The organism is Corynebacterium mustelae (assembly GCF_001020985.1).
GTDB lineage: Bacteria > Actinomycetota > Actinomycetes > Mycobacteriales > Mycobacteriaceae > Corynebacterium > Corynebacterium mustelae.
The window spans coordinates 1,616,982-1,630,360 of record NZ_CP011542.1 but is presented as its reverse complement, the minus strand read 5'-3'; the positions used below and the strand labels follow the sequence as shown (position 1 = coordinate 1,630,360).

Genomic DNA, 13,379 nt, shown 5'->3' with positions numbered 1-13,379 from the left:
CCCCTTGGGCTTTAATGTAATGCACAACTTTTAGCGTTAGGCTTTAAGCTTCGCGGTCGCGGCGGTTCGCGATCTTGGAGGATAATCCGTGTAGTTCGACGAAGCCCTTCGCCAATGTCTGGTCGAAAGTATCACCGGTGTCGTAGGTGGCCAAGTTGAAGTCATAGAGAGAATGATCGGACCTGCGGCCATTAACCACGCAGTTACCAGCATGCAAGACCATGCGAATATCGCCGGTGACATGCTCTTGAGTGGATTCGATAAAGGCATCAAGGGAACGCTTCAACGGCCCAAACCACAAGCCATCATAGACTTCCTCGGACCACCGGGCGTCGATAAGCCGCTTGTAGCGCGCTAACTCGCGTTCGACAGTGACGTCTTCTAATGCTTCATGCGCCGTGATCAAAGCTATTGCACCCGGGGCTTCATACACCTCGCGGGATTTAATACCGACCAACCGGTCCTCCACCATGTCGAGTCGGCCAACGCCTTGCGCGCCTGCCCGACGGTTCATTTCTTCGATTGCTTCCAGCACGGTTACTGGACGCCCATCAATCGCAACTGGCACCCCAGCCTTGAACGAAATGATTACCTCATCTGGCGCATTACCTAAAGCTGGGTCCTCGGTATATGCATAGAGGTCTTTAGTAGGTGGGTTCCACAGATCCTCAAGGAAGCCGGTTTCTACTGCCCTACCCCATACATTTTGGTCGATGGAAAACGGCGACTTCTTCGACTGTTCAATAGGTAGATTGATTTCTTCGGCAAACGCGATCGCCTTATCCCGGGTCCAAGCATAGTCACGAGCAGGTGCGATGATTTCCAGGTCTGGGTTTAAGGAGCGGAAACCGACTTCGAAACGAACCTGGTCGTTGCCTTTGCCAGTACAGCCATGGGAAACATGGGTGCCCCCAAATTCTTTTGCGGCGTCGACTAGGTGCTTGACAATCAATGGGCGCGAAATAGCAGACAAAAGTGGGTATTGCTTCATGTACATGCCGTTTGCCTTGATCGTTGGCAAGCAGTATTCATTGGCAAACTCATCTTTGGCGTCAATGACGATGGATTCGACCGCGCCGCAGTCCAGCGCCCGTTGCCGCACTGATTCCATGTCTTCGCCGCCTTGGCCGAGGTCAAGCGAAACAGCAACTACTTCGCCGCCGGTCATCTTCGCCAAATACGGAATAGCGACTGAGGTATCTAGGCCGCCAGAATATGCAAGAACGACACGATTGGTCATGAAACAACTCCTATGAAAAACAGATTGAAACTTTAATAAGTAACACATGTAGCGTCAGCTACCACAAAAACCGCTAGGTTAGCCGCGTTAACCCGGTAGCTGGAAAAATCATGAAAAGGGTTATCTAGCGATTACTCAGCATCGCCGCCAATTCCCTTCCAGACATTGGGTCACGCGCTAGAACAAAAACGGTATCGTCACCTGCGATAGTGCCTACAACTTCATCCATCCCTACCCGATCGATAAAGCTGGCAAGGAAAGCCGCTGCCCCCGGCGGGGTTCGCAAAACAGCAATATTCCCGGAATAATCTGAAGACACCAAAAGGTCATCCAGCATTTTCCGCAGTTTTTCTCGTGTACCAACGCTGATCGGAACCGTTGTTTCTTCAACGCTTCCGACAGCGTAAAACGCGCGACCATTTTCTGGGCGCACTTTCTTAGCGCCGAGTTCATCTAGATCTCGAGAAAGTGTGCCCTGGGTAATTTCGACACCTTTCTCTTTCAAAAGCTCGCTTAGTTGCATTTGGCTGGAAACAAGATTTTGTTCCAACAAATCGAGGATTAGGGCCTGGCGGACCGTCCGAGTGATCGGACTGTTATTCATTTACTCACCTACCTCTGGTTGATGTTCCATGAGCCATACTAAAAGTGCTTTCTGAGCGTGGAGTCGATTAGCCTGCTCGTCGTAAACAACGGACTGCGGTCCGTCAATTACTGAAGCGGTTACCTCGTTACCACGGTATGCGGGCAAGCAATGCATAAAAATTGCACTATTATGCGCCTTCTTCATAATTTCATCATTTACCTGATACGGCAAGAATGGGGTCTTTCGATCCAGACCGTCGTTCTCCATCCCCATCGAAACCCAGGTATCAGTGATAACAACGTGCGCATCCGTAACAGCTTCAATATTGTCGGTGACCTGTACCGTAGCACCGGTCTCGGTTGCACGTCGCTGTGCCCGATCAACGAACTCCTGGCGAGGTTGAAAACCTGTAGGTGCGATGATCGTGATGTCAATACCTGCGGTTGCAAAGCCCAACATATATGAATTAGCCATATTGTTATCGCCGTCACCGAGATACACCGCTTTAATTCCAGACAGGCCAGCCGGTCCTGTTTCCGGGCAGAGCTTTTCGACGACGGTTTGCAGGTCCGCCAAAATCTGACACGGATGAAAATCATCACACAGACTGTTGATAATCGGAACCGTGGCTGTTTTCGCCATCTCCAGGAAATTTTGGTGCGCGTAGGTTCGCCACACAATAGCTGCACAATTCGCTGACAGAAGTGCAGCGGTATCGGTCAGGGTTTCGCCCTTACCTAATTGAGTATTTCCAGAATCTACAACAATTGGGTTGCCACCAAGATGGCCGATACCCGTCGCAAACGAGAACCGAGTCCGGGTTGATGTCTTATCAAATAAAACCGCAACGGATTGTGGTCCCTCAAATGGCCTATGGGAAAACGGGTCGGATTTAAGGGCAATTGCTAGTTCTAAGACTTCAGCCTGTTCGCGTGGTGATAAATGATCATCGGCTAAAAAATGCCGAACGCCATTGATTACCGCCGGCGATCCGGCAGTTGATCCGTCAATAGAAATACGAGTGGTCATTATTCTTCAGCTTCCTGGGGAATGAACTCCCCCTCGAGGATTGCTTCTTCGGAATCACTTTCAGAATCTTCAACCGCAGCATTTTCCGCCAAATAAGCTTCTAAGACGTCTGTGATCAAAGAAGTAAGGCGCTTGGTTGCTTCCTGCATCTCAAATTCGCTGATAATCAACGGCGGGGTCAACCGAAGCACGTATTCGGTTGGGGCATTGATGATAACCCCGTAGTCCGTTCCGCGTGCCGCAAGTTCCTTTGCAATTGGATGCTCAAAAACAACCCCCAGCATAAGGCCTTTACCACGTACCTCCACTACCCCGGGCAGGTTGGCTGCCAGCTCGGCAAGAATAACACCGCGATTGGCAACTGTGGTGCAGAAGTTATCGTCTACAACTTTTATCAGTGCATTTCCGGCGGCGCAGGATACCGGATTGCCGCCAAAGGTTGTACCATGCTGCCCCGGTGCCAGCAGTGTTGCTGCTGGTCCGGACGCCAGACATGCGCCTATTGGTAATCCACCACCTAGCCCTTTAGCCATGGTGACAATATCCGGGCGGATTCCCTCATGTTGGAAGGCAAAGAATTTTCCGGTCCTACCAACACCTGTTTGTACTTCATCAACAACCATGAGAATCCCAAATTCGTCGCAAAGTGACCGAACCTCGCGCAAGAATCCCTCAGGTGCAGGAATAACACCTGTTTCGCCTTGAATCGGTTCGATGAAGATTGCTGCAACGTCGTTGGCGTCTATTTCCACCATCTTGCGCAAATAATCAATGTCACCATAGGGATAGAACTGCACGCCCATAAGCAACGGGTAAAATGGCTGCCGCTTTTCCGATTGTCCAGTGAGCGACAGCGCTCCCATGGTTCTGCCGTGGAAACCATTTTCCGCGGCCAGGATCCTGCTGCGACCAGTCAGCCTGGCAATCTTCAACGCGGCTTCGTTCGCTTCTGCTCCCGAATTACAGAAGAAAACCCGTGATTCACCTGCAATTTCGATTGCCTCGTTTGCATCAGCTGCGCAGCTTAAGGAGAACCGTTTTATCAATTCCGTTGCCAAATCGATCACGGGTGCCGAAGCCATGAGGTTGGATACGTGCCCGAATCTAGAGATTTGATCCGTAACAGCCTTGATTATCGTAGGGTGCGCATGCCCGAGAGCATTAACTGCGATCCCTGCAAGAAGGTCGATGTGTTTACGCCCTTCTGAATCCTCGATAACCGAACCGAGTGCGGAAACAACCTCAATTTTTGGTGCTCCGTAGGTATCCATAATTACTTCTTGCCAGTGCGCAAGATTGTCAGAATTGGTCACAGCGTAGTCCTCACTTTAATCCTGGGATTCCCGATAAATGGTGGGGTTACTGGAATCAGCAACAACATCATCAGGAACAACCATAGTCCCGATACCACCAGCTGTTAAAAGTTCTAATAAAACTGAGTGCGCGATTCGACCATCAATAACATGCGCGGCACGCACTCCTTCCTCGACCGATCGCATGCAAGACTCCATTTTTGGAATCATCCCGGAATCCAAAATTGGAAGCATTTCTTTGAGTTCACTCACGGAAGTCTGAGAAATTATTGAAGATTTATCGGGCCAATTGGTATATAAACCTTCTACATTTGTAAGAATTAGTAAACGTTCTGCACCCAATGCCGAAGCAAGCGCCCCCGCCGCCGTATCCGCGTTAATATTATATATTTCTCCGTCTTGACCTGGTGCGATCGTAGACACGACAGGAATTCTTCCTGCCTCAATAATGTCCATCAAACTGCTTGCATCGACGCTAACTATGTCACCAACCAAACCGATGTCGGTTAATTCACCGTCAACTTCAACAAGCCGTTTTGCAGCCGTGAATAAACCCGCGTCTTCTCCTGAGGTCCCTACAGCATAGGGGCCATGCGAATTGATCAACCCGACCAAGTCACGACCAACTTGCCCAAAAAGAACCATCCGCACAATATCCATCACTTCGGGGGTAGTTACCCGAAACCCCCCGAGGAACTCACCTTCTAACCCTAATCTCGCCAACATTTGGGATATTTGCGGCCCACCGCCGTGAACCACGACCGGTTTCGCACCCACCGTGCGTAAGAAGACCATGTCAGCAGCGAATGCCGCCTTTAAATCGTCATCTACCATCGCATTGCCGCCGTATTTCACGACGACGATTTTGTCGCGTAGGTGTTGCAGCCAGGGTAATGCTTCAGCAAGAACTGTGGCACGTTTTTGGGGGTTGAGATCGTTCATCATCTGCTTCCGAAAATCTGAAGTATAGGTTTTACGGTTAAGTGGAATACGCGGAATTAAAGTCAACGTACTGGAGCGAAAGATCGGTGGTTCGCACTTTCGCGACACCCGTTCCTCCAGTTCCAAGATCTATGTGGACATCAATGTCTGCCCCCGTGAGATCGACAGATCGTGCTTCTGGAGTTCCACTGGAATTAAGACATACTGCTTGGTTGTTGAAATAAACAGCTATGTTTTCCGCGTCCATATCAGCGTCGGCCATCCCCACCGCGGCGAGGGTTCTACCCCAGTTTGGGTCGGAACCAAACATTGCGCATTTAAACAAATTATCCCGAGCGACTGTTCGAGCGGCATTGTGCGCCATTTCGTCGGTCGTGGTGCCAGTGACAGTAATAGTTACCCGCTTGGTCACCCCCTCCGCATCTGCTTGCATTTGCGCAGCTAAGTCATCACAAACTGCGAATACCGCTGCGTCTAATTCGGCTTGAGTAGGGCTTTTTCCAGAAGCACCAGACGCCATAAGGATGACGGTATCGTTCGTCGAGGTAGAACCATCAATATCGATGCAATCGAAGGTTGTCGCAGTAGCTTTCCGCAATGCTTCATCTAGCATTTCACTGGGCACGTCGGCATCGGTTGTAAGGCACACAAGCATTGTCGCTAGACTTGGCGCCATCATCCCAACTCCTTTGCCCATACCTGCCACCGACCATCCGTCTGCACAAACAATGGCTTGTTTGTGCACCGTGTCGGTTGTCATGATTGCTACTGCCGCTTCTTCGCCCTTGGCACCAAGCGCAGGGATAAGCTTTTCGACGCCCGCCAGTACCTTGTCCATCGGCAATTGATCCCCAATAAGCCCAGTAGAACAGGCAGCAACATCAAGGAAATTAAATCCTAAAGTATCGGCAACTTTCTTTATTGTCATTTCACAATTTTGCTCGCCGACCGCTCCGGTACAAGCATTGGCGTTGCCCGAATTGAAGATGACCGCACGTAATTGGCCATCTTCAATTGCGGATCGGGATAGTTTGACTGGTGCCGCAACGACCCTATTCCGGGTAAAAACTGCTGCCGCTGCGAATTTAGGGCCCTCATTTACTACTAAAGCCATGTCTGGCTTGCCGGACGGCTTGATCCCTGCGGTCGTTCCAGCCGCTGCAAATCCACGTGGTTCGGTAATCATCGGTTATCCGTTCATAATTTCTGGCGTGTAAAAACTTCAATGTTGAAAAGGCTCAGGGTGCCACAGCATTACGCGGCAAACCAGCAGTTTCTTCGAAGCCTAATGCGATGTTCATGCATTGCACCGCTGCACCAGCGGTTCCTTTTGTTAAATTATCTATCGCGGTAGTCACCAGCAGTTTATTGGCTGCGTGATCGACCTCCACCTGCAGATGGCACATATTCGAGCCCAGAACATTCTGGGTTTGTGGCTGTTCGCCATCTGGCACAAGATATACAAATGGCTCTGATCGATAAAATTCGTTATAGATATTCCGAGCCTCGTGGGAAGTCAATGGTGCTTTTAACGGAGCTGAGGCAGTAGTGAGTATCCCCCGTGGTAACGGTGCCAACACCGGAGTAAAACTAACCGACACTTCGCTATCGCAGAAGGCCTGAAGGTTTTGTTTAATTTCAGGATTATGGCGATGTTTGCCCGCGGTATTATACGCCTTAAGGGAACCCATGGTTTCCGATCCCAATAGTCCAACGCTTGCTTTCTTCCCACCGCCAGACACCCCAGTGATGGATACAAAATTAAGGTCAGGTAGGACTAAATCATTGACGATTGCTGGCAACATGGCAAAAGTAGCGCCCGTCGGAAAACAACCGGGTACTGCAATACGTTTCGATTTGGCTAATACTTCCCGATTTCCGGGCAACTCTGGGATCCCATAAGGCCAGCTACCGGAATAGCTAGAACCATAGAATTTCACCCAATCCTGTTCGTTGCGGAGCCGAAAGTCGGCCGCACAATCGATCACAAGTACCTCTGGTGGAAGTTGCTTGGCGATTTCTGCGGAATGACCATGCGGCAATCCCAAAAAGACGACGTCATGCCCAGCCAGCACCTTTGGATCAGTTGGCTCGATCTCTCGACCAGCAAGATCCACCAAATGTGGCATAAGTCGTGCCACCGATTCCCCCGCTGTTGAAGCACCAGCAAGACAACCTATTTCAATTTCACCTGACTGATACAAAGGATGTGTGAGTAACAACCGTAAAATCTCACCGCCTGCGTAACCAGACGCTCCCGCTACCGCTACCTTGATCGACATACCAAGCAATACTAGCAATTATGCACGCATTTGCAAATTATTCATAACTTAAGGCGCTGAAGTTTTTCTTAATTAAGCGTTTTCCTGGGAATTTTCACAACACGTAACACGCAAGCCGTTCCGCAAACATAATTTTTATGCGACGTTTGAGAATTATATGTAATACTTCCACAAAATCATGCACACTACTGCAAGGAAAGGCCAAGGTTTTTCGTACTAACAACAAAAAATTGACCGCCCAACCAACACTATGCTGCATAAAATGCAAAGCCACATTCGAAGAGAAAAACCAGCGCCTAGACAGTACTCAAATCGATGGCTGTGGGACTAAAATCCAAGAACATGTCCGACGGTAACCTAGAGCACTATTCACAGGTAAAGCAGCTTATAGCCAAACTACCAGCCGAAACCACGTTCCACCCCAGTAAGGTACAACTTGAATGGGTAACTGAAGCTGAAGCTAAAAGTAAGGTGCGGCTACCAGAATCATTCAGACGGTTTGTGCTTGAATACGACACAATAAAATTGCAAGGGTACTGGACTTTTACAGTTGCGCCACCTGAATTTAGTGACGACTATCCGGAAGATATTTTCACCTTTTACCGCAACTCAAGTGAGGGCAATCCAACCGAATACGACAAATTGCTGTTTCTCGTTACCGGGGAAGGCGACGAATGCTACTTTTTCCCTGTTATTGAAGGCAAAGCACTGGACAAAGTCTACGTGGCTGATGCTTTTTCTCCTGAATTTTGCACACCATATGCAGACTCCTTTTACGAGTTCCTAGTGACAGAAATTCCGCGTAGCTACCCGGAATGTTTCCGTCACTAATCGTACTTTTCGGTTCCTGTTTGACCGATCCCCCAATCTTCCAACCGTGTCCAGCCTAAAGAATCCAATGCAAAACGCTGTGGCCGTTTCCTGGGGCGAAATACCAAATTCTGTTTTTCTAACTCGGTGAGATAGGTTCGTGTTTGTTGTGGACCACGGGCAACAAATCGAGTCGCCTCTTCTAAAGTAATCCCCCAGTCGTTTCCGCACAGCACCGATTGTGCAACCAGAAACAGAATGCGTTCCGTTGGTTTCTGGCTAATAGCTAAGGGCATGATGCGATCTAGTTGCGCAGTAAGGCGTACTAACTTCTCATGTATCCGTTCTTGGGCTGCCACCACTAATCCCACGAAATCGACGATGACCGGCGTTAGATCACCATGGTTTCTTTCATCGCTCGCGTCTACTAGACGCGCCTGGTGTTTTTCTCGATCGGAGGAAATCGCCTGCGAAAACTGTAAAGCTGTTGTCGGTGAGAAGATAGCTGTTAGTAATGCACTGCTTAAGAACCTAGCCGCTTGAGCGCCGCCGTTGGGGATCAACTGGTGCAGCAAAAAATACACAAGTGCGCTGGTTATCAGTGCAGAGCATGGTGGATGAACAGTTGCCGCCACATCGCTTAGGTTCCCAAGGACATCTTCTATGTCCCCCGTATCCGAATCTGCTGGAAAAAATTCCGCAATGATCCTGGTTGGAAACACCGCAGAAAAGAATCCCTGAAGATTCTCGACTGGATTTTTTAGCCCATGCGCTTGCTGGGCTAGCTCGAAATATGCTGACGCCAATTCACGAATAGGCAGTTGGGCCTCTGGCCCTAGTACCAGTGCATCGTCGACAGTTTTAGGGCTATAGGAAATTCCAGCCAACGACGTTGTTGCCACCACTTCGCGAATTACCAGCCCGTAATGAAAATGTTGTCGCGCTTGTGGCGAAAGCCGTAGCCACAACGCCTGATTGTGCAATTCATTCCGGTATGCCGTTTCCATCTGCCTAACCAGGTGCGGGGTTAATTGGCAGAAAGCATGCCCCCTGCCCAGCGCATAGGGCCAAGAAACTGTGGACTCTGCACCCAGCCGACGGGCCAGGAGCGCCCACGCCTCGAATTCTCCGCTCGTTTCGGCAACATCACGTATTTCTCGGTATTCCATCGCTATTCAATCCTAAACCACCAAGATAATCAGGTCTGCAAGCACTCTATTTTTAAAAAGTGTCTGATACTAAAATTAAGGCCTGAGCTATTTTCTTCTTAATTTTAATTTTTTGCCAAAAGTAAAAATTGGGAAAATTTGAGCGTACGAAAGTGCCACTGAACAGGTATTTTCTTAATCGCTTCTTTTGGAGTGGAACCTCAGGGGTTGTAATGCTTTCTTTTTCAATCAGTGACGAAAATCGTGAAAGGATTTTTTTCACTGCTACCGTGAGTTTGAATCGTGCATTGCCACGTCTTCCCCAATCCAGATTCACTGCCCCAAAATCGCCATCCATCGCAGTTAACAAAACACCCGGTCGCACTATAATGCGACCGGGTGTTGGATTACGGTAATGCGGTTCTATGCACGCATGTTCGCCCCGAAACGTTCTTTAGCTAATTCAGCAGCTGCAATGCGCCCCTTTGAGCATTCTTCATCGGTCAGCGTCCGATCAGGTGCCCGGAATGTCAGTGCAAAGGCCAAGGATTTCTTGCCTTCGCCAAGGCTTTCAGCTCGGTAGACGTCGAAAAGCTCAACAGATTCCAACAACGGACCGGCTGCCTCAACGATCACTTTGCGTAGGTCTTCAGCAGGGATGTTTTCCTCAACGACCAACGCCAGATCTTGTTTCACGGTTGGGAAAGCCGATAACACCGGTGCTGGCAAGACCTCGGTCAGTGGCAGCGCAGAAACATTGAGCTCCATCGCGCAGGTTCTAGCTGGAAGTTCCAGGCGTTCGAGAACCTGTGGGTGCAATTCACCTGCGTATCCGACAACAATACCGTCCACAATCAATTCAGCACACCGGCCGGGGTGCCACGGCAGATACTCCGCATTACGCAATTCCAACTCCACCCCAGCAGCACGGGCGACGATCTTGGCCGATTCAATCGCATCTGCGTAGGTATACGCGCGACCGCTGCCCCACGACCCTTCCGTCTCTATAGCACCGACGCCAACTGTAGCAACGTGGAGCGGTTGTACAGGTAGAGAATCTAACAGCTCGTGGATCGTCTCATCATCTGGACGAGCAGTCACTGACGGCATCGGCGAAATTCCATTGCCGCGAGCAATGGAAACCTGTTGTTGACCAAATAGGTAAAGATCAGTCATGCCTCGGGAAACATTACGCGAAACCGCCTCCAACATTGACGGCAGTAACGTTGTGCCCAGCACCGCGTAGTCGGCGTCCAGTGGATTTTGAACGGTCACAGCCTTGCGCCGTTCGTCGTCCGCAGCCAAGCCCCACGTATCAAAGGTGTCTTGGCGAATAAACGGAGTTGGCAGAATCTCGACGTAGCCGTTGTACGCCAGTGCATGCCCAATCGCACGCCGACGCTTTTGCGCGGGACTGAGCCCTCGGCCAACTGGCGCAGGTGGCACAATCGATGGAATATCTTCCAACCCTTCGAGCCGTAAAATCTCCTCCACTAAATCACAGGATTCAGTAAGATCTGGGCGCCAGGATGGTGGGGTAACCTCAAGTTTTGCGCCACAAGAGCTAATAGCTACGGTGCACCCTACTTCTTCGAGTCGACTGATAACGGTTTCACGGGAATACTCGACACCAGCGATTTCTGACGGGCGGGAAACGCTCATTGTAATCGTTGGAAGCCGAGGAACCTCGCCTTCCAGTACGGTCCATGGTTCAACGGTGCCGCCCGCAATTTCCTGTAATAAGGTGCACGCTAGTTCCAGTGCGCTTTCAACTAATGCGGGATCAACTCCCCGTTCGAAGCGCCGAGAGGCTTCTGAGCTAAGCTTGTGGCGCCGTGAAGTGCGAGCGGTCGTTATGGGATCCCAGTTGGCCGCCTCGAAGTACACATTAGTGGTGTCGTCGGAAATCTCGGAGGTTGAGCCGCCCATGACACCCGCCATACTTTGAATGCCATTATCGTCACAAATTACGACATCTTCACTATCAAGACTACGTTCGACGTGATCCAGCGTGGTGAGTTTTTCACCAGCTTCAGCGGTACGCACAACCAGGCCGCCAGAAATCTTGTCGGCATCAAACGCGTGCATAGGCTGCCCCAACAACAACATGACGTAGTTGGTCACATCGGTCGCTGCGTTTACTGGGCGTTGGCCTGCAAGCATCAACTCTCGCTGCATCCAGTAAGGGGTTTGTGCCGTTGGGTCAATTCCGGAAACCAATTTCAGACCGAACCGACGAGTTTTCGTTCCCTGATCAATGCTAAGGTTAGGGCCTCCAACTCCGCCAGAGATATTGTTGGTTATCACCGTCGGCTCAGCAAAACTGAGATCAAAAGCAGATGCAAGCTCCCGGCTTAGCCCACGGGCGGAAAGCGCGTAACCGCGATCTGGCGTGATGTTTACGTCGAAAACTGTATCGTCTAATTCCAGGATTGGACGCGCATCAACACCGGGCTCCCCCACACTAGGGTCAAGCGTCATAATGCCAGCAGATTTATCCGTAAGACCCAACTCCGCCGCTGAGCAAATCATGCCAGCTGACATCCGGCCGTACGTCTCACGAGCGGAAATAGCGAAGTCGCCTGGTAGGACAGTCCCAGGAAGCGCAACAACCACCGTTGAGCCTTCAATGAAGTTGCGAGCACCGCAGACAATCGATTGCAGCTCGCCGGTGCCGTTGGCATCGCCGACATTCACCATGCAGTGTCGGATGGGCTTCTTGAAGCCTTCAAGTTCTTCTATAGTTTCCACCCGACCGATAACAAGTGGCCCGGTGGTTTCTGGGATACTTGAGAATCCTTCCGTTTCAAACCCCACGCGAACGAATCCTGCGTCGAGTTCTTCAGGTGTTACTCCGTGCCATTCAGGGTTAGAAGCACGCAGGAGTTTAGTAAGCCAGCTTTGCGAAATAAGCATTGTTGTCGTCCTTTGAAATTAAGCCTGAATGCCGAATGGCAGGGTGAACCGAACGTCGCCTTCTACCATGTCCCGCATGTCGTTAAGTCCGTTACGGAATTGCAGGGTACGTTCCAGTCCCATTCCAAATGCAAAACCGTTGTAGACTTCCGGGTCGATTCCTGCGGCACGGAGTACATTAGGGTTGACCATCCCGCATCCGCCCCATTCGATCCAACCCGCACCACCTTTTTTGTTTTCGAACCAAACGTCGACTTCAGCGGAAGGTTCGGTGAATGGGAAATAATTGGTTCGCATGCGGGTGCGTGTTTCAGGGCCAAAAAGAGTTTTGGCAAGATGATCGAGAGTTCCTCGCAAGTGAGCCATTGTCAGGCCTTTATCTACTGCCAGCCCTTCAATTTGGTGGAACACCGGCGTATGAGTCGCATCTAATTCGTCAGTTCGGAACACTCGTCCCGGGCACACAATGTAGATGGGGACATCGCGTTCCAGCATGGTGCGCATCTGAACTGGAGATGTATGTGTACGTAATACTTGTTTCGATCCAGGCACCGATACGTGGAAAGTATCTTGAAGTGTACGGGCTGGGTGATCCGGGATGAAGTTTAATGAATCGAAATTGAAATACTCCGCCTCAACCTCGGGGCCTTCTGCTACCTCATACCCCATTGCGATAAAGATGTCCGCGATGTTTTCGCTCAATGTTGTTATCGGATGCAGCGCACCGGTTTGCGTGCGGGTAGTGGGGATGGTTACATCGACCCGCTCAGCTTTCAACACCTCGGCGTTTCGCTTTTGTTCTAACAGCGCCTTAGTCTCTGCATATTGCTTTTCGACGCGACCACGTGCCACGTTGACCAGGCGACCAGCTTCCTTCCGGTCTTCTTTTGGCAATGATCCCAGGGTACGACGCGCCTGCGGAATCGGCGCATCGTCACCTAAATGCTCTCGACGAGCGACGGCCAGTTCTTCCAGATTGGCAGCAGCATGGAATGCCTGTTCCGCCGCTTCGGCAGCCGCGGTTAAGCTAGCTTCAGTCAGCATGGACAATGTCCTTGTCTCCTTATTTCCCCTGGGGTTTTTATCAACCAACCTATACTAGCCCAAACGGCA

Annotated in this window: 12 protein-coding genes; 1 reads left to right on the top strand and 11 read right to left on the bottom strand. The window is 50.5% G+C overall.

Translation table 11 applies throughout. The features are described 5' to 3' along the window. Positions 1–43: 43 nt before the first annotated feature. The 7 genes from CMUST_RS07450 to argC all read right to left on the bottom strand — a co-directional run bounded on the left by CMUST_RS07450 (position 44) and on the right by argC (position 7,392). Positions 44–1,240, bottom strand: a complete 1,197-nt coding sequence (locus CMUST_RS07450; RefSeq protein ID WP_047261988.1) for an argininosuccinate synthase — start codon at positions 1,238–1,240, stop codon at positions 44–46. 124 nt (positions 1,241–1,364) lie between these two features. Further along, positions 1,365–1,844, bottom strand: a complete 480-nt coding sequence (locus tag CMUST_RS07445) for an arginine repressor (RefSeq protein ID WP_047261987.1) — start codon at positions 1,842–1,844, stop codon at positions 1,365–1,367. Beyond that, positions 1,845–2,855 (bottom strand): ornithine carbamoyltransferase, encoded by a 1,011-nt coding sequence (argF, locus tag CMUST_RS07440; RefSeq protein WP_047261986.1) that lies wholly within the window; start codon positions 2,853–2,855, stop codon positions 1,845–1,847. Further along, on the bottom strand, positions 2,855–4,168 hold the full coding sequence (locus tag CMUST_RS07435; RefSeq protein ID WP_407921999.1) for an acetylornithine transaminase: 1,314 nt from the start codon (positions 4,166–4,168) through the stop codon (positions 2,855–2,857). The genes argF and CMUST_RS07435 overlap by 1 nt, the downstream gene beginning before the upstream one ends. A 15-nt stretch (positions 4,169–4,183) precedes the next feature. Next, complete coding sequence (gene argB / locus CMUST_RS07430) at positions 4,184–5,110, bottom strand: acetylglutamate kinase (protein WP_083987467.1); 927 nt, start codon at positions 5,108–5,110, stop codon at positions 4,184–4,186. Positions 5,111–5,147: 37 nt separating this feature from the next. Next, positions 5,148–6,296: a bifunctional glutamate N-acetyltransferase/amino-acid acetyltransferase ArgJ gene (argJ, locus tag CMUST_RS07425; protein WP_047261984.1), complete on the bottom strand. Its 1,149-nt coding sequence runs from the start codon at positions 6,294–6,296 to the stop codon at positions 5,148–5,150. Positions 6,297–6,348: 52 nt separating this feature from the next. Beyond that, a complete protein-coding gene (argC, locus tag CMUST_RS07420) occupies positions 6,349–7,392 on the bottom strand; it encodes an N-acetyl-gamma-glutamyl-phosphate reductase (RefSeq protein ID WP_047261983.1) in 1,044 nt (347 codons plus the stop codon). A gap of 342 nt (positions 7,393–7,734) precedes the next feature. Between argC and CMUST_RS07415 the strand changes: the two genes are divergently transcribed. Further along, entirely contained in the window at positions 7,735–8,223 is a 489-nt protein-coding gene (locus tag CMUST_RS07415; protein ID WP_158408209.1) for an SMI1/KNR4 family protein, read from the top strand. Here CMUST_RS07415 and CMUST_RS07410 read toward each other — a convergent pair. The 4 genes from CMUST_RS07410 to pheS all read right to left on the bottom strand — a co-directional run bounded on the left by CMUST_RS07410 (position 8,220) and on the right by pheS (position 13,310). Beyond that, positions 8,220–9,371, bottom strand: a complete 1,152-nt coding sequence (locus CMUST_RS07410) for a hypothetical protein (RefSeq protein ID WP_047261981.1) — start codon at positions 9,369–9,371, stop codon at positions 8,220–8,222. The genes CMUST_RS07415 and CMUST_RS07410 overlap by 4 nt on opposite strands. A gap of 52 nt (positions 9,372–9,423) precedes the next feature. Next, a complete protein-coding gene (locus CMUST_RS07405; protein ID WP_047261980.1) occupies positions 9,424–9,708 on the bottom strand; it encodes a hypothetical protein in 285 nt (94 codons plus the stop codon). Positions 9,709–9,773: 65 nt separating this feature from the next. Then, the gene (gene pheT / locus CMUST_RS07400; protein WP_047261979.1) at positions 9,774–12,266 is read right to left on the bottom strand and encodes a phenylalanine--tRNA ligase subunit beta; all 2,493 of its coding nucleotides are present in this window, start codon (positions 12,264–12,266) and stop codon (positions 9,774–9,776) included. Between the two features lie 18 nt (positions 12,267–12,284). Then, entirely contained in the window at positions 12,285–13,310 is a 1,026-nt protein-coding gene (pheS, locus tag CMUST_RS07395; protein WP_047261978.1) for a phenylalanine--tRNA ligase subunit alpha, read from the bottom strand. Between the last annotated feature and the right edge of the window lie 69 nt (positions 13,311–13,379).